Here is a 21,812-nt window from a genome sequence, read left to right on the forward strand (position 1 = left end):
GATTTGAAAATAATGAAAATAGCTGGCGTTACAATGCCTTGGCTTATTATGCTGACCTATATATTTTATTACCTAACCGCAATGGAGCACACGGATCTTATTTATCTCTTTATTGGCGCCTATATTTTTTCATTAGGGAGTTTTATTTATTTAAATATACCCGACTATCCTTCCTCATCCAAGTTTTATAATTTAACTACGATTATGGCTTTGATGTTCTTGTTTATTTACTCTAACGTCCCCTGGCTTAATTTTACTGGGTTATTGCTTTTGTGTCTTTGCCCAGTTTCGCTTTATTTGTTTCTATATTCATTTATTCAATCAGAAAATAGAAAACTATTTAAAATAAGTATGTTAATTTTAACAGGTAGTTCAATTTATTCGTTTTTTTCTTTTATTCTCAAAATTTATCCGGAATTCACCTTGCTGGTACTGTTAACTATTTCAACCACTACGAGCTATATAACTATATATAAGGAACGTAAACTGTTCTTTAGTTCATTAAGCTTTAAATTTTTAAGTTTTTCTGTTCTGTTGGCCTTTATTCCATTTATTGTTAGTTATTCTTTGCCAGCGGTCTTTTCGTCTGGCGTATCAGGCGATCCGAGGACAGCTTTATTAGTTTTGGTATTTCCGACGTGCATTGCCTGTATCTTGAGTTACATGAAGACGATTTCGTTACCGGATAGCCTTATTTTGAATATGGCAATAAATATTTTAAGCTTTTGTTTTTTTATAATCATTAGTTGGTTGGAAGTTTCTTTGCAAAACAAACTGATGGTCACGCTTCTTTTTTATTTCTTTTGTTATCTCTCTCACTTTTTAATTCAATATATTCAGCACTTAAAAAAAATGAGGGCCGAAAAAAATATTGAAGAGTTGAACAATGAAAAAATAGAACTCCTAAATCAGGTTACGTATTCTAATTTTATGAATAGCGTGTCCAATTTACTGCTGAATCGTTTGAAAGGTGAAACAAAAAGTTCGACAATATTAGTTATGATGCAATCGAACAATCAAAGGTTTGTACTTTGTCAGTCGGGAAGCAGAATTTCCCGAGCAATAAAAAAAGAACTCTTTTCGTCGCTCTCTTCAAAGCAAGAAGTAACTATACGTGGAAAAAATTACCATTATTTATCCGTTTCAAGATTTCACGAAAAGTTATTTGTCTTTATAGAAAAAACAGACTATTCGGTTGATTTAGATCATATAGAAGATATCCTGCATCAATACGAAGGGATTATTACGACTATCAGGAAAATGCATACTAACCAGCAAAAATATATTGATTCATCGCTAGGAACAACCGAATTATTACAAGCAAAACTGTTCAATAATCTTGAAAAAGAAAAAACAAAATATACGCATTACTTGCACGATAGCGTCCTGCAGTCCATTATCGGATTACATACCCTTGTCTCAAATCTTCATGGAGATGATGAAATAGAATCCTTGGTACGCATAGAGTTTTCAAAATTGATTCGATCTATACGAGATGAAGTTTTTAATATTTCTCCATCTACATTATATTATTTAAGTTTTGAGGAAAATATTCAAATTCTGATAGAAGATTTCAATCACAAGTATCCTGAGATAGAGTTTTTGTTGATTTATCAGTTAAATGAGGAACTACCCAAACACTTAGTAGCTCCTGTATATAGAGTTATTAAAGAGCTCAACGAAAATATTGGGAAACACTCACAAGCTACTTTTGGAATAACCAAAATACTCAACAGAAAAAATATTCTATCCATAGTCATTGAAGATAATGGAAAAGGAATACATGATTACTTTAAAATTGAAAAAAATTTATTTAAGGGGAAAGAGCATATCGGACTTCTTTCTATAAAAAATGATTTAAAGTGGTTAAATGGATCTTTTGAGATTTTTCCAATGGAAACAGTTAACCCTGGAACCATCATAGAAATAAACATTCCTTTTGAAAAAGGTGAAGCTTTATGAGAATACTGTTAATTGACGATCATCACTTAATCGGAAGAAGTCTGGAGATAACGCTTAAAAGTTATTCTGAAATATCAGATTTTTTTTACCTATCTGATCCAGAGAAGGCTCTTGAAGTTGTAGATTCCTACGTGCCATCCATCATCTTAATGGATATTCACATGGGCGAACACAACGGACTAGAAATAGGGAGCCAGATCCTGCAAAAATACCCGGTAAAACTGGTTTTTTTGTCAGGTTTTAGCTTGATAGAATATAAGGAGAAAGCTTTTAAAATTGGTGCTCATGGCTTTTTTGATAAGCACATCGAAGCAGATGATTTGGTGGATAACCTGAAAATCATTCAATTTGAAAATAAGAAACTTTTTCCTGAATTTAAGACTAGTGGACGTATCCTTTTAACAGACAGAGAAAAAGAAATTTTACAACTGATATCTCAAGGAGTTAAACAAACCGCGGTTGCATCTGAACTGGGAATTTCAGAGAGAACAGTTCGAAATCACATGTATTCTGTAAGTGAGAAACTACAAACGAGTACTGTTGTTGAATCAGTAATTAAAGCGATTGAATTGGGCATTATTAATGTTCGTCTACAATAATGCTAACTAATGTACGAAATTTCAGATCACATTAAGGAATGGCCTTTATTGTCACACTTGCACCATCGAAGGAATTTGTTCCATCGTATATTTATTCAAGGCTTAGTAAACTTCCAGAAGAAAAGAAGATAGAGTGCATAGAACAGATTTCAATATTTATAACTAATGCGATTACGATTATTACTGCCCGCGCTGAACGATTATATCAAATTGAGAATAATGAAATTTTCGTCCGAAGTTAGCGCGTTGGGAGAGGTTACGATGAAGCAGAAGGAGTTACACAAGGCCGTTATCCCTCTTCATTATAGATTCTGGGAATTCATGTTAAAAAAATAAGAAGGAACAAACAAATATTTCTGTTTGTCCCTTCTTATTTTTTACCTATCTAATCTTTTTCTCCATCTACATCGTATTGAGACTTTTCTTTTGATTTAAGTTTATTCCGTTCACGTCTAACTCTTAACAACTCAAGCAGCGTTAAAAATGATGCTGTATAGAATCCATAACCAATGAAATCTCTATTAATAATATATTCTATAGCAATTCCTATTAGACTTGCTGTAGAATATATTATTAGGACATTAAGATACGGATGTTTCTGATAAAATTTCTTATAAAAATTCATAATGTTTAAACCTCAAATCTGCCTCTTTATAAAGTTTTATATTTTGTTGCTATAGCTCTTCCAGCGATGTCCCGCTGTGGTAATTCAGTTATTTACTCCCTTTTGGATCGTAACAGAATGTTATTGAATGAAGTAAGGGATATAATACTACACGAACACCTCTTGTCTTTCGGACTAGGTATAGGAGAGATATTGGGATGAGTGTGCCACTCTCCTAAATAATTTAATTCTCCCTTTTTTACAATTGTTAAATCGCTTAAGTTAATGACAGTGATCGCGAGAGGTAGACCTTATTTCATTCAAATGTAGTAGAGTTACTTGATTCCAAAAACAAAAGCTAAGATTAAAAAAATAGCGAGAATGATGATGGAATCTATTTTAATCCTATTTTCTCTTTTCATTGTATAGAATATTTCCAGGATCAGTAATCCTAAAAATACTGCTCCTAAAAGGTATTGTGCCCAGCGGCTGTAAGGTATATCAGCATACTCACAAAGAATTAAGCTTATAAATATAAGCCCATAGAAGCGATTAAATTTTCTTTTCAATATTATCAATCCATTCCGTTATCTGAATAGGTTTTTAAAGATATCCCCTGACCAATATATCCAGTAAAGTTGCTGTATTTCCAGACTGTGGTCTTCACTTCAACATAAGTTATACCGTTCGTCCTCCAAGTTGTTTGGTTTACAGTGTAATAAACAGAGGGGAGGTTTGTACCAAATACAATGTTAGCAACTTCTATGGCCGCGGCATACTTCAAATTACCTTTGGTAACGAGAAATGCAGCTAAAGCTGAAACCGTTGAGAGGTTTACCTTTCCCGATAATACTCTGACTGTGCTTTTGGGGTAATCGCCTCCAACATACATCGTAGAGAATTTGCCCGGTTGAGTTGGAAATAATTGAGCATTTAGAGCTGGTAAATCTTCAGAAGAAATAATATAATTCTCTTCTACAGTATTAGAATCTTTTTCCAAAGTACTTGTGGGCGTATCGCATCCATAAGTTTAATATAGAAAAAATTATGGTGTACTAATTAATCAAAAAAATATCGGATTGTCATCCTGAATGATTCATCCTTTTTCAATATAAAATTAGTATACTATGTTACCCGAATTCAAAAATGAGTAAAAACGGCAAGTGTTCCCTATAAATAGATTTTATATATCAAATTCATTTGCGCATTGGTCGAATAGTAGCTCATAAACATAATACTCCCTTTCTGGTTGTGATAAGTATGTCTACTGGACTAATAGAACATATTTTAGAAAAAAAGTAAAATATCTGAATAAACAAAAAATCAGCCGCAGCGATTAATGCTGCAGCTGATTTTTATTGTTTCAGGTCAAAAAGGAAGGTGGAGCCTTTTCCCGGCATGCTTTCGACCGACAAAGCGATGCCGTGTCGATCAGCTATCTGCTTGGCGACAGCCAAACCCAGGCCGGTGCCCTGCTTGTTGCTTTCTTCGCTTGATTTGAAGAATTTTTCGAAAATATACGGTTGATCCTTTTCCGGAATCCCCGGCCCGTTGTCGCTGACAGCCAACCGGCAGCCTTCACCCAAGGAAGTCAACGTGATCCGGATTTCGCTCTTTTCGGCTGAAAATTTGACGGCATTCTCCATCACGGCAAGCAGCATCTGCCGCAGCCGGGTATAGTCCCCCATCAGCATGAACGCCAGCTGGTCTTTCGTGAAAGTCAGCGTAATCCCCTTTTCCCTGGCGATATAGCGGACGGAACGGATGGCATTCTCCACGACGTCCACAAAATTCAAGGAGCTCATTTCCATTTGATAGTCCGGGTTCTGCAGCCGTGACAGCTCCAGCAGATCGTTGATCATCCGCTCCAGATGGATGCTTTCGGTCAGCATCTGTTGGTGGTATTCATCGATTTTTGCGGGATCCTCGACCACATGATCGTTCAAGGCCTCCAAGGAACCGCGGATGACCGTGACCGGTGTGCGCAATTCATGGGAAATGCTCGTGATGAAATCCTTGCGCATCTTGTCCAACTTGGCGCTTTCTTGCGCGGCTTTCGCCAACTTGTCCGCCAGAGTATCGATGTTGGCTGCCAATGAACCCATTTCATCATTTTGGATGATCCCCGTCTGGGCTTCGTAATGGTTATCCGCCAACTGCTGTGTCGTTTCTTCCATCCTCTTCAGCGGCTGGATGAACCGTTTCGCCAACAGGACCGCTATCCCGACCGCGGCGATCAAAGCCAAAGCCAAACTGATCCCCAAAGTCGAAAATCCCGACCGCACGGCAGCCTGCATGTTTGCGATATAGTCGTGCAAAAGGACCGCAGCAATGACCTCCCCTTCTGAGGAGAGCACCGGTGCCCCGACCGTGATGGAGGTATCCTCCAATAACGGGCTGAATCCTTCGCTGAAGACGACTTCCCCTTTGAATACCTCGTCGACAAGCGCTAGCGCGGCGCTTGGTAGTTCCGCATAGGTGATTTCTTTTTTTTCCGGTCCCGACACTGATCGTCTCTGCGGATTGATCGACAATCCACACCTCGCCCATCGCGATATCCTGAATGGCCGTGATATAGGCGTTGTATCCGTTCACATTGTTGCGCCCGGTCGTACCCGTGGCACCACTTTGCGCGAGCAGGCCAGTTCCTGTTTGTTTACCGTTGGCACTGCCCTTTGCAGTGAGCGCAACCTCATCTAAAGCGGCACTCCCGTCTTCCAGATAATCGGCTACGCCGGCCGCGATCGCCTCAGCCCGTTCCTGCATATCCGCCCGATAAATTTCTTCGGTATGCCGGGTGAACAGCAGAAGGAAGGCCCCTCCGACAACCAAGGAAAACAGCAGGATGACGGAAGTGAAATAGAGGACTAACTTACGGGTGATCTTATACTTCATCAGGACTCACCTCAAACTTGTAGCCGACGCCCCAAACGGTTTTGATATCCCAGGACGGATGGGGAATTTGATCGACCTTTGCCCGCAGCCGCTTGATGTGCGAGTCGACCGTCCGATTATCTCCGAAATAGTCGTAGCCCCAAACGCTGTCCAATAAATTGTCGCGGCTGAAAACCTTGTTCTTGTTCGTCGCCAAAATCCAAAGCAACTCGATCTCTTTTTTCGTGAGATGGACTTGGTGCCCAGCAATTTTCACGATGAACTCATCCAGGCGGATTCCCAGATTTTCATGGACGTAGAGTTTATGGTGATCCTTATTGTCAGGTGTCTGATCCAACCGCCGCAGGATTGCCCGAATGCGCGCCATCACTTCACCCGGCGAAAATGGCTTGACGATGTAGTCATCCGCTCCGATATCCAAGCCCATGATCCGTTCAAAATCTTCCCCTCTGGCGGTCACCATGATGATGGGAACCGAGGAAACTTTCCGGATTTCCCTGCACACTTCGAAGCCATCCTTTTTCGGCATCATCACATCCAGCAAAACCAGATCGAATTTGCCTTTCCCGAATTCCTGCAGCGCCTGTTCGCCGTCATAGGCGACGACTGCCTCGTAGCCATCCTTTTCTGAATACTCCTTCAGGATGGCTGTTATCTGTTTATTATCATCCGCAATCAATAGCTTTACCATCGGAATCCCTCCTCGGGGAAATCATACTTGAAAAATATGGCAAGATTATGTTGTCACCCCGATAATACCATACAAATGTGCCGTAAAAAACACGCTTCTGCCATACTTTTTGATTATTCTTAGGTCAGTAAGAAATAACAAAAAAACATTCCAGGGGGAAACAAAAATGAACAAGACAAGAATCATGACGATCCTATCCGTTGCAGGCTTATTTGTTGGAGGAGCTGCACCGGTACTGGCAGCGAGCGACACGGCAGCCCAGAACGGCACTATGACCCAAGAGCAAATCAAGTCAGGCGAATGCACAAATGAAGGCGGAAAAAAACAAGGCAATGAAGATGCAACCATGAAACGTGCCCGCGAGAAAAGCGGAACGTGCGACGGGACTGGTACGCAAGCCAATCAGGATGGTAACCAAAACGGCACTGGCGAAACAGACAGCAACGGCAACCAATACGCCACGGGCGAGACAGACGGCGACGGCAACCAATACGGTACGGATGAAACGGACAATGACGGCAAAAACGGCGTCCGCGATCAATCTTGCCAAACTGAATAGCAGTCAACCAGCCAAGTAAATCGCATTGCACTTCGACATGAAGGCATCGCAACAAAAAGGGACGGTCTCGTAATGAGACCGCCCCTTTTTTGTGCATATTCGCCAACCAATTTGCAGTTGGAACTCTACAGATCCGGAAAACTAAGACTGCAAAAACAGTCTACAGCTCCGGCGAGGCTTTCGTTCGCCGGAGGAGCTCGGTAAAGAATGGACCCTTCTCCGATGAAGCTTCAGCTGGCCGGAAGACACCATCTGAATGTGGGATCAACTCCTGTGAAGCCTCCTTGGCCGGAGTTGGGCAACCCCACTACTTCTCCATGCAAAAACTCCTCAATCTATCCAATACTTCGCCCAATAACTCATGACCGCAAGCAGCGCCATGTAGGCGAGGAAAACGAAATCGTTGCCGGAAAAGCCAATCTCATAGTAATAGGTCCGCTTCACATTACCGGAAAACCGTTTCGCTTCCATCGCCACGGCGATGCGATGCGCACGCCGGATGCTGCCGGACAGCAACGGGATGGTGTAGACTTTCATCTTGAAAAGGATGCCCTGCAAGCCTTTAATCTTTTCGCTGCCGCGCACCTTGCGGGCATTGCGGATCGTTTCGAATTCTTCCGTCATGATGGGGATCAACCGCAGCGCAGCCATGAAGCTGTAGGCATACTTCGGATCCAAGCGCAGCTGTTGCATCAACGAATAAAACAAGTTGACCGGCCGCGTCGTCAATGCGAAGGTCAAACCCAACACCGCGAAGACCAATGCGCGCAGGCCGATCAGCATACCCCGCAAAAAACTTTCCTCGGTGATGCGGATCAATCCCCATTCGAACCAAAGCGTTTCGCCGTTTCCGAACAGGATCATGGCGGAAGCGGTCGACACGAAAATGGCGCAGAAAGGGATCAACAGCAACAAGATCCGCTTCAACGGCTGTCCCGTAAACAGCAGGAACAGGACCAAAAGCCCGATGCCGATCGCCGACATGCCCTCAAGGTTGCGGACAAACATAACCGCGATGCAGAGCAGCAGCGACATGCCCAATTTCAGGCTGGGATTGACACGGTGAAGCCAGGTTTCTTTCGTTTGTTTCCATTCCTTCATCCGCATATCCCACCTTCCAATTTTAAATCCGAGCAGAATTCTGCTGGCGCTCCCGGAGCAATCCCGTTCGTACTGCTGATTTCGCCATCAACTACTGTCCAAAACGTTGTTCCATAGTTCCGGGAGAGCACTTCATCGTGCGTCACCATCAGGATGACGGCGCCCTTTTTCCGGTAGCTCTCCAAAAATCCCAGCAAAGCGAAGGTGTTTTTGGAATCCAAACCGAAAGTCGGTTCATCCAAAAGGATCAGCCGTTGCCCTTGGATAATCGTCGCCGCTACACTCAGGCGGCGCTTTTGCCCCATCGAAAGTTGGAAAGGATTTTTCTCCCGCTGCCCGCTCAATTGGAAAAGCTCCAGATATTCCTCCACAAGCTTCTCGATATCCGAATTTCCCTTTCCGTCCATCCGCAACGAATAAGCCATCTCCTCATGGACCGTGTTCGCCACGAACTGGTACTCCGGATTCTGGAAAACAAATGCCACCCGTTCAGCCAACTTCTTCACTTTTTTGATCGGTTTCCCCCCCAACTCGTAATCCCCGCTCGTTTTGATGAACTGCATGACGGCATGGAAGAAGGTGCTTTTCCCGGCTCCGTTTTGGCCGCGGATAATGATCCATTCACCCGGATAGGCCGCCAGCCTTTCTCCGCGGATCTTTGTATCCCCGTTGCGGAAGCCTTTGAAATCGCGCAGTTCCAGCAGCGGACTTTGCAGCCTGATAGACTTCTGCTCCCGTTGCAGCGGCACTTCCGCCAAATGCTGCTCCCATACCCCCGGAAACCAGATGCCCTGCTCCTTCATCTCGTCCTTGTGGACCGCGAAAATTGCTTCGTTCGACCCATCGGCGATGATGCGTCCGGATGCATCGAACAATACAAGCCGTTCGGCGAATGCCAGGACATGATCGATTTTGTGTTCCACAATGACGACCGTTTTGTCTTTGCAGACTTGCTTCAGGACTTCCCAGATCGCTTCCGTCCCTTCCGGATCCAGCATGGCGGAGGGCTCATCCAAAAAGAGCACCTCCGGATCCAAGGCCAATACCGAGGCGATCGCCAGCCGCTGCTTCATCCCGCCGGAAAGGCTCGCGATGGGGATATGGCTGTCCGCTAATTCCAAGCCCACTTGCCGGAGCGCGAAGTCTATTTTGGCAGCCATCTCCTCGCGCGGAACCGACAGATTCTCGAGCACGAAAGCGAGCTCCTCATCGACGTAGGGCATGCAGAATTGGCTGTCCGGATCCTGGAAAACATAGCCCCAGGAAGCCGGCGTCACAAGCTTATCGGCCTTCATCGGCACTTCGATCGATTGCGGAATCAGCCCGCTCAACACCTGTAGCAGCGTGGATTTGCCGCAGCCGGACGGACCCAAAAGCAGCACTTTCTCACCGGCTGTGACCGAAAAGGACAGGTCCCTGAACAACAAATCGGCATCGCCGGGAAATTTTAGCTTCAGTTTCTCCACATAGGCTTGCTGCGCCATTTCCACCATCCTCCTTAATCCAACTCTTTGAAATCTTCACTCGTCAGCGGGCGGACAAGGTTTGTCACGCCGGTATCCTCAAGGACTTCCGCCAAGTAATAAGCCAGCACCCCGGCAAAGAAAATCGAGCCCGCGAATCGGGCAACCAAGTAAAGTGCCAAGTTCCAAGGAGCCAGCTCAGCGATCTGCCCGTTCAACGCATCCACCAAAAGCGAACCCACACAAGATGCCGAAGCTGCCAAAGCGGCAACCTTCAGGTCAAAACGTTTGTAGCGGAAAGCCATGAACACCAATTCCGCAAACAACCCCTGTACCACACCGGAAAGCAAGACAGTCAGACCCCAAGGCGAACCCAAAAGGAATTCGCCTGAAGCTGCAGCGATTTCCGCCAAAAGCGCCACACCCGGCTTGCGGATGATGAAATAGGCGACGGTGCCGGCGATGAACCACATGCCGTACAACAGCTGATCAAGATGCAGACCCAACGGCTGCACCGCGTAATAGACCGTTCCCCATAGGATGTAGACGATCCCGAAAGCGATGGCGATGACGATTGTCACCAAAATATCTGTAAGCTTCAATTCTTTTTTCATTTTTGCTGTCTCCTCATTGCGTTTTATTTTGTGTTTGATGTTGTCTCTTATTTATCCAACGGTACCGGCCATGTTTCCATGCGATAGGCCATTTCCCAAAAAGCGTATTCGTACTGACTGCTGATGATGAAATGCTCTTTCATCCTTTCGCGGTCGGTTTCGCTCACAGCTGCGGCGATTTCATCCAGCCGCTCAATCTGCTCATCCACCCTGTCCTGAAAATCCTTCCCGCCATAGGTAGCGATCCATTCCTGATAAATCGGTTCTTCAGGCGCCGCATCGAGGAAGGCGTCGCCGATTTCGGCATAGAGCCAGTAGCAAGGCAGGACGGCGGCGATGACGTCCCCCAGATGACCCGCGTGCCCGGCGCGATAAAGATGGGAAGTGTAGGCATATGTAGTGGGCGCGGGCTTGAAACACTCTTTTTCCTCCGCGGTGATGCCCAGCCTTTTTGAAAATTGTTCATGCAGACCGATTTCGGCGCTGTACGTATGCTTCGCGAAGTCGGCGAACTGGTTGGTCGTCGCGATATCCGGTGCTTTGGCCGCGCCGAGTGCCAAAATTTTGGCGAAGCGCGTCAGGTAATAGGAATCCTGCTGAATGTAAAAACGGAAATTCTCCAACGGCAAGGTTCCGTCCCCGATGCCTTTCACAAACGGATGCTCCATGCTGGCCGCCCAAATCGGTTCGACCGCTTGGCGAATTTGTGCTGAAAATATCATTGCTTTCCCTCCATATGCTGGAACGATCCGCCAGGGTCCCGACTCATCCGAACGGCCGCTCTCGATTTTTGCAAACAAAAAAACCACTCTCTTCCCAACGGAAAAAAGTGGTTGTATGTTCCTTATGCAATAGGGACTTACTTAGCCAAAAGAGGCTGCCACTTCCCTCCGCTGGTACAAACCAGATCAGGTTCTAAGGGTCTCGAAGTCCTACTTCGATCTCAGCTTTTTGGCGGACAGTCATCCGCCGGTAAAGCACCCCTAGTGGTAAAAAAGAATATTCAGTTCATTTGCTATTGTTCCTATCGTATCATAATTTCCTCTGAAGTCAACTCGCTCTTGAGCGAATCGCCTTTTATCAGGCACCCCCCACCAAACAGAAAAGACTGTCCCAATGGGGCAGTCTTTTCTGTAAGTGAGATCCGCAAAATCAAGTTCAGTGGGTTACGCGCCGTATTTTCCGAACAACGCTTGTCCGTCCGCTTCAAAAACCTGCAATGCCTGCAATGCCAAATCCTTGTTCATCATGCTGTTCAGGACATCCGGAGGGATCGTGGCAGTATGGGCGCCCGACTCCAAGGAATCGATGACTTGTTGGGAATTTTTGAAGCTCGCTGCCATGATTTTGGTCTTGTAGCCTCTAGCATCTATGAATGTCCGCATCGAACGGATCGCCTTGTAGGGATCGATCGCATTGTTCAGCATCCTGTTCACATAAGGTGCCAGGTAGTCGCATCCGGTTGCAGCGGCCAGGATCCCTTGGTCCGCAGAGTAGATCAGCGTGCCGAGGATGGCTCTCTCCGGATCATCCTTTTTCACTTTGTTGATTGTTTCCAAGCCTGCTTGTGTAACGGGAATCTTTATCGAAAGTTGGTGATTTGCATCAAATGTCTTTATTGCTTCATAATCGGCAAACATTTCTTCAGAAGTCGTACCCAGCAATTGCACAAAAAGTTCCGTCGGCTCCAAAGCCAATAAATCCTGTAATTGTTTGAAGCGACTGCCGAAACCGGTCGACAAAATCGTCGGGTTGGTGGTGACTCCTTTCAGAAATCCGCTTTTCCAAAAACTTCCGATTGCTTTGATGTCGTTAGAATCTATGTACATAAGCCACTACCCCACAGTTTCAGTGATTTTGATGATGGTGCCTTCCGCGATTTCGTTCACTGTTTTGTTTTCGACATACAGCGAGCCTGCTAGTTCAGCGATTGTGTCTCCGCTGAAGTTGATGGTGATGTGCCCCAGATCCCTGAGGTTTTTGTTGACCACATTACCCACAGCTGTGACGCGATAACTATCATCGCCGATAACCAACGCGTGCCCCAGTTGAATATCCTGCTCCAGTGCATTTTGTTCGATCAGGAAGCAATACGGACGCAATGCTTCCGGAGCATCGTCTCCGAACAATACCATCATATCCTCAGCTAAAAACTCCTTAGCGTTAGGTCCGATTTCTGTGACTACCGTTGAATAAATTGACATTTTTCTTCACCTTTTCCGATTATTAGTTTTTAACCACTGGCTGAACGAATCCGTTCAGCCTTTCTTATTTTTCTTAATACAATCCGAAGCTTGCTAACCAAGCGACGAATACGCGGGGCACACCGTTCAGGAATCGAGAATAGAGAACGGATGGTACGCCGACTTCCACTGTTTTGGACTCTGCTTCTTGCAAGCCTAAACCTACTGGAATGAAATCGCAAGCATTTTGTGTATTGATGGCGAATAAAGCCGGTAAAGCTAAGCTTGGCTCGATATTGCCTTTGCCGATTTCAACACCGATCAATGTTCCGATAACTTGTGCGATTACAGCACCAGGTCCCAACAGTGGGGAAAGGATTGGCAATGAGCAGATGAAGCCGATGACCATCAAGCCCCAGACATTGCCTGCCAATGGAATCATCAGTTTAGCGAACATATTACCAATTCCGCTGCCTTGGATGATACCGATCAGCATCGCTACAAAGGCCATGAACGGGATGATCGTCTGCAAGACTGTCTGCACCGCTTCACGTGCTGATTGCAGCATGATGGCGATCCCTTTACCTGCAGCCAAACCGATTTTCGCTACTATGCTGCCTCTTTCTGCGTTTTGTTGCGTCAATTTTTTGTCTGTAGTGTAAGCGACTTTCTCTTCTGCCACTGGTTCTGCAGCTGCTACAGTTGCTGTTTCGCCAGTGACTTGGATCTGATTCAAACCAACATTTGAAACGTAAATTTCTTCGTTGATGTATTTAGCCAAAGGACCTGATTTGCCGGTGGCAACGACGTTGATTGTCGGGATGCCTTTTTGAGGATAGATGCCGCATCTCAATGTTCCGCCGCAGTCGATGATAGCCAAAGCTGTTTCATCATCCGGAATGGATGTTTTGAATCCATTTACGGCTTCCATCCCTGTAAGTTCAGCGATTCTGTCCACGATGGCAGGTCTTTCTCCGCCGCCTACGATGTAGATGAATTTATGTTTTTGCTCTGTTGGTGTGATAATCAGTGGTCCGCCCCAGCCGCCGGAACCTTTTTCAACTTTGATGCTGTTATATTTTGTCATAATGAATACCCCTCTCGTTCTCATGCATTCTATTTGTTTTATGCAACAACTTCTTGGTGGTAATTATTGAACTTTCGCGACTTTGCTCAATTGGATGCCTGTTTTTTTGCAGACATAAGCAGTCGTGAAGTCGGTTACGTATGCGCCTACAGCATTCATCACAAGCCCGACAAGCAGATAACGGATAGCCAGTGGTGTGGTGCTCAAACCTAACGTTTCAAGACCTGAAGCGATTCCCAGGAATACGAACAATTCGCCTGCGTTGATATGTGGGAAAAGACCGTTACTCGTATGGTTGTATTGTGCAAGTGCCGCATAGAAACTTGGCTTGTAGAACTCAGGCAAAAATCTCCCTAAGGTGAATGATGCGGGATTCCCCAACATGAAGGCTGCCAAGAAAGGTAAGATACAGTTTCTGACCAAGGAATATTTAGAGAAGCGTTGTGCGAGGCCGTTGATTCTTTCCTCACCGATCAGCTTGATTACTACGTTCATGAATACCATCAGCATCAAGACGATTGGAACGATGCCGGTCATCCAGCTCATAAATGTATTTGCACCTAATTGAAATAATCCGATAAAGCTTTCTGCACCTTTAACTAGAAAGTCCATATTTAACACTCCTTATTATATGTATTATTTCTGACACGATTTAACCGAACTTAATGTTTGTAATTTTTTTGGTCAATTCCTTAAAGGGAGATTCTTTCTCTGGAATAATTTCTCCGTTTATGAACATCCGGTAATTAGTGACCGCATTCATGATGGTTTTGCGGGTGATCTTGATTTCAGCAAGCACATCCGGATCCTCTGCTTTGATGGCTTCGATCAGTCTGCCGTTGAAATTGTTGTATGGTTTGAACCTGGCCAAGATTGTTGTCCCCTGAAGCTTTTTGCCTCTGACGATGACGCCTTCCTCATCCAGTTGGAACATGATGATCGTTCCGGAAGTCAGTTTCCCTGCCCGTTTGCCTATTGCAACTCTGCCATCCGCCTTCAATTCGTTGTATTCACTGCCGAAATGTCTGATTTGAAAAAACCCCAATGCGCTTTGGATCAAAAAAGCGCCGACAACCAGAATACCCAATGCAAGCATATTATTCATCTATCTCGTACCTCTTTTCTCCAGCATCTCAATCAGCCCTTGTGCATCATCCACTTTTTTAAGATCATTGATCAGAGTTGGATCATTGATGACCTTAAAGACAAAATCATATACCTGCATCAAGATTCTCTCTTGCTGCTCAGAAATTTTCTCGGGTGTCACTAGAAATAACATCAAGGAAAACGCATCGTTGCGGTTGGCCATTGTGATGTTCCCTAGGACAAACACCAACTTGTTGATGTTAGGGTCGGTCAAATGGGGAAAAGCTACCTTGTTTTCATAAATCATTGTGTGTCTTTCTTCTTTTTCCACGAACCGGTCCAGGATATCTTCGGACAGACGGTATCTTCTGGAAAGGTAGGACATGATTTCTTCCACGTAATCAAAGTAACCCATTTGACCTTTCAGATTGACGAGGTGATAACTGATGTCCTCGTTCGTCAGGTATTTGATGTTGTGTTGATCTTTTTCCACGGCATAGATCTTTTGGGCCAAATCGTCCGGGCTGACCAATCTGTCGATCTTGATGACAGGGACTTCGGTGTCCACGGAAATCTCTTCAGTTGTGAAAAGCAACCGGAATCGCTTCAATTTTTCTTTCGGCAGACTGTCGGTGTTCAGGTGAACGATATTCATCTCATTCCCGACGATCTCTTTGATCTGTCTGCAGATCAGCTCAAAACTCCCTCTTCCAAGGTTGGTGATGATGCCGACATCCCTTGTGCTTTTCTCTTTGGAATCGTTCGCTTGCCTTTCATCCAGCATCAGGGCGTAATAGACAGCCAGATAGCTGATGTCGTCCGCGCTGGCGCTCAATTGGTACAAGCGGTTCAGTTCAGAAAGCGAAATCTTCGCCAACTCGAAGGCTAACGGATATTTGAGTTTGATCTGTTCCAGATACAGATCCGTATTCGGAATCCGGAAGACAAGCCTGTTTATCAAAAACAGCAGATGATATTTTACTTTATTGAAGAAGGCTTCTTCATCGATCTCGATCATGACTTGCTCGCGTACTGTCTTCAGCATGCTGGAAACGACTTGTCTGAGAACCTCTTCGTTTTCGGCATTTTCGGTTCCCTTCACGTAAGCGGAGTTCCTTGTGTTGATGGGAAAAGAGAGAAAAGCAATTTCATGGTCATTCAACGCAACCGCAAATTTCTTTTGCAGCAGTTGGGTATAGGCGATGATGTTTGCCGAATCCGCCTCGAAGTTTTTGTACATCGGGATTTCGGAATCTATCGTATGCCCATGCGCCTCTCTGTGAACGCTTACAGCTAATGCCTTATAAAGCAATTCTTTTGCTTGCTCATCCAGCTTGTAATCCCGGCCGAGTCCGTCAAGCGCCTCCTGAATTTCTTGGTCCGGCAGAAAGGTCATCTGCAGCAGCTCGAAGACTTCATAGATGAGAACCAAACGGGTGCCAAATTCACTGCACTGGAAGGTGATGCCTTTGTTCGGGATTCCGACGACTTTCGCATTGTATTTCTCCAAAAGCTGCTTCAGCTTCTTCAGGTCGTTGTTGACCGTGCTTCGGCTTACGCTCATTTCTTCGGAGAGGTCTCCGATATTCAGGTACTCTTCTGTGCATATCAAGCGGTACAACAAGTAAGCAATCCTGCATTCTACTTTATTAAAGTCTTGATGGATATTGTAATGAAGCATGTTGAATATGTTCGCCCCCTCCTTTCTGACGATGCCTACTTGCGATTCATCCTTGTGTTGGATTTTTAAGAATCCTTCATAGATATCGTTCAATTCCGAAATGATCGTTTTGACCTGATAGCTGTTTTTTCCCGACGCTTCCCCGAGACTTTGAAAATCTGTATCTTTATTTGAAAGTAATCTTCTCAGCAAAACTTCTCTATCGCTTGCCGTTGACATGTTAATGCCCCCATACTATCCTCTAGATTTCCCGCCTGTGATGTTGATTGTTGTACCCGTGATATAAGCAGATTTATTGGAAGATAAGAATGCCACCAAGTAGCCGATTTCATCCAATTTTCCGACACGTCCCAGTGGAATGCTCTTTTCATATCCTGTATCCAATTGCTCAACCGGTATGTTTCTTGTGTAAGCCAACGCTTCATTGTAGGCAGGAGTTGTCAATCCTGTTTTTTCGTTGATCCCCGGTGCGATACCGACGACTTTGATGCCAAATTTACCCAGTTCTTTTGCCCATGAACGCGTGTAAGAATTCGTAGCGCCTTTTGTTGCTGAGTAGATGCTTTGACCGACCGAACCTTCCATGCCGGACTCGGAAGAGATGTTGATGATCGTGCCTTCCACTTTGTTCTTCAGCATGTTTCTGACGACGGCCTGGGTAGTGAATACCATTCCTTTTTGATTGACTGCTGTCATTTTGTCGAATGAGGCTTCATCGATTTCGTAGTTTCTTTCGTCACTGTAGACATCCACCAACAAACGCGGCAAGTTCATACCTGCATTATTGACCAAAACATCGATTTTGCCAAATTTCTCAACAGCTTTTTCGACCATTGCCTCGATGCTCTCGATGGAAGTCACATCTGTCTTCACGTTAAGTTTACCATAAACACTTGTTCCCGTTTCAACACTCAAATCCGCTACAACGACGTTTGCGCCTTGTTCTTTCAAGTGATCCGCGATGTGTAAGCCGATCCCTGAATTTCCCCCTGTAACGATAACCGTTTTTCCGTCTAATTCCAACCAGTTGTTTGTCATAATGTTTTGTATCCCCTTTCAATCTCTATATTCCAGAGTATAGACTAAATAAAAAATAAATTAATACAGTCCTTGGATCGGAAATCGTGTCCGGTATTTGAACTAATTCAAATGCTGGAATTTGGGGGGAGAGGATTTGAAACAATTATGTGGATCAGATTACCGAGAAAGCGCGCCACGACTGGAAAAAACTGATGTTTCACGCTCTCGGTTTCATGAGCTGCAAAACTTTTTCCGATGAAAAAAGCGAATTAGTGCAACCATTCCTTCTCGGCAGTGCTATTATCTTTAAACTAATCGGCCCTATTCAAACGCAAAAAAACATCCGTTTACTTATTAAATAATAAGCGAACAGATGCTTTAAGTATGCATTTAATTAAAATTACTCAACCGTAACGGATTTAGCCAAGTTTCTTGGCTTGTCGACGTCATAGCCACGGTGAAGCGTTGCGTAGTAAGCCATCAATTGTGTCGGAATGACTGTCATCAGTGGCGCCAATGCTGGGTGAACAGCAGGCAAGATGATTTGGTCATTGTCATTAGCCAAACCTTTCATTGCAAATACACACGTATTTGCGCCGCGTGAACGCACTTCTTCGACGTTACCGCGGGTATGGCTGGCAACATCTGCTTGGGTAATGATAGCCAATACCGGTGTTCCTTCTTCTATCAATGCGATTGTGCCGTGCTTCAATTCTCCGGCAGCAAAACCTTCTGTTTGGATATAAGAAATTTCTTTCAGTTTCAAAGCAGCTTCCATCGATACGAAGTAATCCAAACCGCGTCCGATGTAGAAAGCATTGCGGGTGTTCGGCAAGTAGATGTCCGCCAATTCAGCGATGCGCTCTTTGTCATCGATGATCGATTCCATTGCATTTGCGACAATCCCTAATTCATGAACCATGTCGATTCCCATATCATGACCCGTTCTCGCGCCTAATGCATCAGATAAGACTGCCAAGACTGCGATTTGCGCCGTGTAAGCTTTCGTCGAAGCGACTGCGATCTCAGGACCTGCATGCAACAGCAATGTGTAGTCCGCTTCACGCGATAAGGTTGAACCAGCCACGTTTGTGATCGTCAATGCTGGGTATCCCCATTCTTTTACTTTCACCAATACTTGGCGGCTATCCGCAGTTTCCCCGCTTTGGGTAAGGAAGATAAAGAACGGATTGCCTTTCAATAGTGGCGGGTTGTAGGAGAATTCGCTGGCGACATGCACTTCTGTCGGAATCTGTGCAATTTTTTCCAGATAATGTTTCCCTACCCAACCGGAATGGTAGCTCGTTCCGCAAGCCACGATATGGATGCGGTCAGCTTCCAACATAGCAGTGACCAATTCTTCAGGAACCGTCAGGCGACCTTCTGCGTTTTGGTATTTTTGGATGATATTGCGCATAACAGCAGGCTGCTCATCGATTTCTTTCAACATGTAGTAAGGGTATGTCCCTTTTTCCAGGTCGCTGGCATCGATTTCCGCTGTATATGGATTACGCGTTACCGTTTTTCCATCCATTTTTTCGATTGTGACGCCATCAGCCGTCAATGTGATCATTTCGCCGTCATGGATCTCCACATATTGGTTTGTGATTTGAACTGTAGCCATCGCATCGCTGGCAACGACGTTAAAGTCATCACCCAAACCGATCAACATTGGGCTTTTGTTTTTGGCTGCGTAAAAGACATCGGGTGCTTGCGCATCGACCAACGCGAAAGCGTAAGAGCCTCTTACGATCGACAAAGCGCGGCGCAAAGCTTCTTTACCGTTTAAGTTTTCTTCAGCAGCGATTTTTCCGATCAGCTGCACAACGATTTCTGTATCTGTTTGGCTGACGCAAGTGACATCCTGCAGATACTCATCTTTGATTTCTTTGAAGTTTTCGATGACGCCATTATGGACCAATGTGAAACGTCCATCCGCAGATTGGTGCGGGTGCGCATTCTCTGCGCTCGGCACGCCATGTGTTGCCCATCTTGTGTGTCCGATGCCTACATGCGCTTCAACCTGTCTGTCGACGATTGCACGCAAATCCGCGATGCGGCCTTTTTCCTTGAACACATGACCTTGGTTTTCAGCGTCTACGACAAAAATACCGGCTGAATCATAACCACGGTATTCCAATTTTTCTAATCCATGCAACAATACCTCTTGTACATTGCCTTTTCCTACATATCCAACTATTCCACACATAAGCGTAAAAATCCCCTTTTATATCGATTTTTTCTGGGTGTGGGGATTGATCTCTGTAAGACCGTTTCGGGCTCAGAAGCCGCATAAGGGTCTTTTTTACTTCAATCCTGTAGACTACACTTGCCTTGGGTCATCCGCCGAATCCTTCGATAAACCCAATCCTCGTCACTTCAGGGCCAATGTTCCTGTGCTCCCTGAAGTCTGGCGCTATCCATTTGTTCTTCCTCTATCCTCCTAGCTTTATATTTTCCAGAATACATGCATTTTATCCTACAAACAGTGACCTTGTCAAAGCGTTTTTGGTTCGGTTTCACTTGTAACGCTGGTTTGAAGCGCTATTTAAGAAAAACTTACACACGTTGTGCCGTTTGATTTTATCAAGATGTCTCAAATGACGGCTGGCTCGGCACAACGGGCATAGTTGAAAATTGCTGATTGAAAGGCAGTGATCAAGCGACCTTATAAGCGTACTTCTCGACATTCTGTTTGATGCTGCCCAAGATTTTTTGATTGTCTATCCCGGTTATTTCCGGAATGATTTTATCCAAGCCTTTTTGCAGGATCATTTCCTTCAGTTCTTGGCACTGTTCATCTTCCGGGTCGAAATAATTGAAGACCATGCCGATCGTTTCCAGCAAGTGGAAAGGCATCTCATCGATTTGGGTCAATTCAACCATCGGACGGATAAAGCGCTCATGATTGCCCAATTTCCTTAAAGGCGTACGCGCCACACGGGAGATTGCATCGGAAATGTATTTGTTCTGGAAACGGCCGATGATTTTTTCGATATATTTCTCGTGTTCTGCTGCATCGAATCCCCATTTCGCAATCAACAATTTGCCGGTTTCATGCAAGACGGAGCGCAATTGGATGACGACCAGATTATCCTGCATCGCTTCATCTATGGTTTCATAGCCCTGTAGCGCACCTGTATAGGCTACCGTAGCATGTCCCGTATTGACGCTGAACAGTTTGCGTTCGATGTAAGGTTCCAGATCGTTCACGTAGGAAACGCCTTCCAGCCGGATCGGGCTTTTGCAGGCAGTCCCTTGTACGACCCACTCGCTGAATGGCTCCACTTGCACAAAGAGCGGATCCGCATGTTGCTGCATCGGCACGATACGGTCGACTGCTGCATCGGGAAATCCGACGTATTGGTCAAGATAAGCCGTATCTGTGCAATGTTTCTTGACTTCCTCCGCCAAGAAGGTCGATCCGCCGATCATGTTTTCGCAAGCGATGATGTCGATGGGCTGCTGGATGTTCCGGGCTGCACGCGCCTCAATCCCTTGCGCAATCAATTGCGCAATTCTAGGCAAAATATTGGGACCGATGGCAGTCGTGAGGAGATCCGCTTCAACGATCGCTTCAACGACTTTGTCCGCTTCCTTGGCATTGTTCAGGCCTGTGACGTTCTGGATCTGGATCTGTTCGCGTGACTCGTCCGCCAATTCGATCGTATAGCTGCCGCGCGTTTTCAACGCTTCAATGATTGTATCGTTCACATCCACAAAAGTGATTGCGTACCCGTTGTGATTCAAAATTTCTCCGATAAAACCGCGGCCGATATTTCCGGCACCAAAGTGTACTGCTCTCATTTTTATCTCTCCCTATGCAATGGCTAAGCTGCCAGTGATTTCATCTTTTGTCAATGCGTCCGCCAAAGTCACGACGTTATCCACATCGCTGCAATACAGCGCGATTTTTTGGATCAACTGCAGGTGGTCGTCACCGACCCCTGCGATACCGAACAGTACGGTCGCCAATTTTTCTTCCTGCTCGTCGCCGAAGTCAACGCCGTCAGGTACTTGTACAACGCAGATGCCTGATTTTTTCACGTGGTCCTTGGCTGCGTCGGTGCCATGGGGAATCGCGATGAAATTCCCCATATACACTGACAACATCCGATCCCGTTGCACCATAGCCTCCACATAATCCGTATCCACACAGCCTGCTTCCACTAATTTTTGGCCGCAAAAACGGATGGCTTCTTCTTTTGAAGCAAAAGCTTTATTCAAAACGATCATTTCTGTATCTAAATTATTCATTTTAATCTTC

Annotated in this window: 22 protein-coding genes and 1 riboswitch; of the genes, 3 read left to right on the forward strand and 19 right to left on the reverse strand. The window is 45.1% G+C overall.

The features are described from left to right. Positions 1–3: 3 nt before the first annotated feature. Both AC0J5I_RS03910 and AC0J5I_RS03915 read left to right on the forward strand, forming a co-directional pair. Positions 4–1,962 (forward strand): sensor histidine kinase, encoded by a 1,959-nt coding sequence (locus AC0J5I_RS03910; protein ID WP_475303966.1) that lies wholly within the window; start codon positions 4–6, stop codon positions 1,960–1,962. Beyond that, complete coding sequence (locus AC0J5I_RS03915; RefSeq protein WP_107996028.1) at positions 1,959–2,561, forward strand: response regulator transcription factor; 603 nt, start codon at positions 1,959–1,961, stop codon at positions 2,559–2,561. The genes AC0J5I_RS03910 and AC0J5I_RS03915 overlap by 4 nt, the downstream gene beginning before the upstream one ends. A 385-nt stretch (positions 2,562–2,946) precedes the next feature. Here the strand turns inward: AC0J5I_RS03915 and AC0J5I_RS03920 are convergent, their stop codons facing one another. From AC0J5I_RS03920 to AC0J5I_RS03940, 5 genes are all read right to left on the reverse strand, one after another. Continuing rightward, positions 2,947–3,186 carry a hypothetical protein gene (locus AC0J5I_RS03920; RefSeq protein WP_475303969.1) on the reverse strand — a complete coding sequence of 80 codons (240 nt, stop codon included), beginning with the start codon at positions 3,184–3,186 and terminating at the stop codon, positions 2,947–2,949. 92 nt (positions 3,187–3,278) lie between these two features. Next, positions 3,279–3,461 (reverse strand): Mov34/MPN/PAD-1 family protein, encoded by a 183-nt coding sequence (locus tag AC0J5I_RS03925; protein WP_475305512.1) that lies wholly within the window; start codon positions 3,459–3,461, stop codon positions 3,279–3,281. Positions 3,462–3,739: 278 nt separating this feature from the next. Next, a complete protein-coding gene (locus tag AC0J5I_RS03930; RefSeq protein ID WP_475303971.1) occupies positions 3,740–4,165 on the reverse strand; it encodes a hypothetical protein in 426 nt (141 codons plus the stop codon). 355 nt (positions 4,166–4,520) lie between these two features. Continuing rightward, positions 4,521–5,672: a sensor histidine kinase gene (locus tag AC0J5I_RS03935; RefSeq protein ID WP_475303973.1), complete on the reverse strand. Its 1,152-nt coding sequence runs from the start codon at positions 5,670–5,672 to the stop codon at positions 4,521–4,523. Between the two features lie 377 nt (positions 5,673–6,049). Continuing rightward, a complete protein-coding gene (locus AC0J5I_RS03940; protein WP_475303975.1) occupies positions 6,050–6,751 on the reverse strand; it encodes a response regulator transcription factor in 702 nt (233 codons plus the stop codon). A gap of 166 nt (positions 6,752–6,917) precedes the next feature. Between AC0J5I_RS03940 and AC0J5I_RS03945 the strand changes: the two genes are divergently transcribed. Next, on the forward strand, positions 6,918–7,310 hold the full coding sequence (locus AC0J5I_RS03945) for a hypothetical protein (protein WP_475303977.1): 393 nt from the start codon (positions 6,918–6,920) through the stop codon (positions 7,308–7,310). 330 nt (positions 7,311–7,640) lie between these two features. On the opposite strand, the gene AC0J5I_RS03950 is transcribed toward AC0J5I_RS03945, so the two are convergent. The 14 genes from AC0J5I_RS03950 to AC0J5I_RS04015 all read right to left on the reverse strand — a co-directional run bounded on the left by AC0J5I_RS03950 (position 7,641) and on the right by AC0J5I_RS04015 (position 21,802). Further along, positions 7,641–8,411 carry an energy-coupling factor transporter transmembrane component T family protein gene (locus AC0J5I_RS03950; protein ID WP_475303979.1) on the reverse strand — a complete coding sequence of 257 codons (771 nt, stop codon included), beginning with the start codon at positions 8,409–8,411 and terminating at the stop codon, positions 7,641–7,643. Then, entirely contained in the window at positions 8,408–9,895 is a 1,488-nt protein-coding gene (locus AC0J5I_RS03955) for an ABC transporter ATP-binding protein (RefSeq protein WP_475303981.1), read from the reverse strand. The genes AC0J5I_RS03950 and AC0J5I_RS03955 overlap by 4 nt, the downstream gene beginning before the upstream one ends. 14 nt (positions 9,896–9,909) lie before the next feature. After that, the gene (locus AC0J5I_RS03960) at positions 9,910–10,488 is read right to left on the reverse strand and encodes an ECF transporter S component (protein ID WP_475303984.1); all 579 of its coding nucleotides are present in this window, start codon (positions 10,486–10,488) and stop codon (positions 9,910–9,912) included. A gap of 47 nt (positions 10,489–10,535) precedes the next feature. Next, positions 10,536–11,210, reverse strand: a complete 675-nt coding sequence (tenA, locus tag AC0J5I_RS03965) for a thiaminase II (protein ID WP_475303986.1) — start codon at positions 11,208–11,210, stop codon at positions 10,536–10,538. A 146-nt stretch (positions 11,211–11,356) separates the two neighbouring features. After that, positions 11,357–11,483: riboswitch (TPP riboswitch) on the reverse strand. Positions 11,484–11,654: 171 nt separating this feature from the next. Next, positions 11,655–12,317 carry a transaldolase family protein gene (locus AC0J5I_RS03970; RefSeq protein ID WP_475303988.1) on the reverse strand — a complete coding sequence of 221 codons (663 nt, stop codon included), beginning with the start codon at positions 12,315–12,317 and terminating at the stop codon, positions 11,655–11,657. Between the two features lie 6 nt (positions 12,318–12,323). Continuing rightward, a complete protein-coding gene (locus AC0J5I_RS03975; protein ID WP_475303990.1) occupies positions 12,324–12,692 on the reverse strand; it encodes a PTS glucitol/sorbitol transporter subunit IIA in 369 nt (122 codons plus the stop codon). 73 nt (positions 12,693–12,765) lie between these two features. After that, positions 12,766–13,758: a PTS glucitol/sorbitol transporter subunit IIB gene (srlE, locus tag AC0J5I_RS03980; RefSeq protein ID WP_475303994.1), complete on the reverse strand. Its 993-nt coding sequence runs from the start codon at positions 13,756–13,758 to the stop codon at positions 12,766–12,768. A 63-nt stretch (positions 13,759–13,821) separates the two neighbouring features. After that, positions 13,822–14,370, reverse strand: coding sequence for a PTS glucitol/sorbitol transporter subunit IIC (gene srlA / locus AC0J5I_RS03985; protein WP_475303996.1), 549 nt, complete (start codon positions 14,368–14,370; stop codon positions 13,822–13,824). Positions 14,371–14,410: 40 nt separating this feature from the next. Beyond that, complete coding sequence (locus AC0J5I_RS03990) at positions 14,411–14,863, reverse strand: transcriptional regulator GutM (RefSeq protein WP_475303999.1); 453 nt, start codon at positions 14,861–14,863, stop codon at positions 14,411–14,413. Beyond that, complete coding sequence (locus AC0J5I_RS03995) at positions 14,864–16,744, reverse strand: BglG family transcription antiterminator (protein ID WP_475304001.1); 1,881 nt, start codon at positions 16,742–16,744, stop codon at positions 14,864–14,866. Positions 16,745–16,759: 15 nt separating this feature from the next. Then, the gene (locus tag AC0J5I_RS04000) at positions 16,760–17,563 is read right to left on the reverse strand and encodes a sorbitol-6-phosphate dehydrogenase subunit (protein WP_475304003.1); all 804 of its coding nucleotides are present in this window, start codon (positions 17,561–17,563) and stop codon (positions 16,760–16,762) included. 382 nt (positions 17,564–17,945) lie between these two features. Beyond that, complete coding sequence (gene glmS, locus AC0J5I_RS04005) at positions 17,946–19,754, reverse strand: glutamine--fructose-6-phosphate transaminase (isomerizing) (protein ID WP_475304006.1); 1,809 nt, start codon at positions 19,752–19,754, stop codon at positions 17,946–17,948. A gap of 449 nt (positions 19,755–20,203) precedes the next feature. Then, positions 20,204–21,352, reverse strand: coding sequence for a mannitol-1-phosphate 5-dehydrogenase (locus AC0J5I_RS04010; protein WP_475304011.1), 1,149 nt, complete (start codon positions 21,350–21,352; stop codon positions 20,204–20,206). Positions 21,353–21,364: 12 nt separating this feature from the next. Further along, entirely contained in the window at positions 21,365–21,802 is a 438-nt protein-coding gene (locus AC0J5I_RS04015) for a PTS mannitol transporter subunit IIA (protein WP_086630053.1), read from the reverse strand. Positions 21,803–21,812 lie beyond the last annotated feature (10 nt).

The sequence above is a fragment of the Trichococcus sp. TS_SC_9 genome (genome assembly GCF_056156325.1).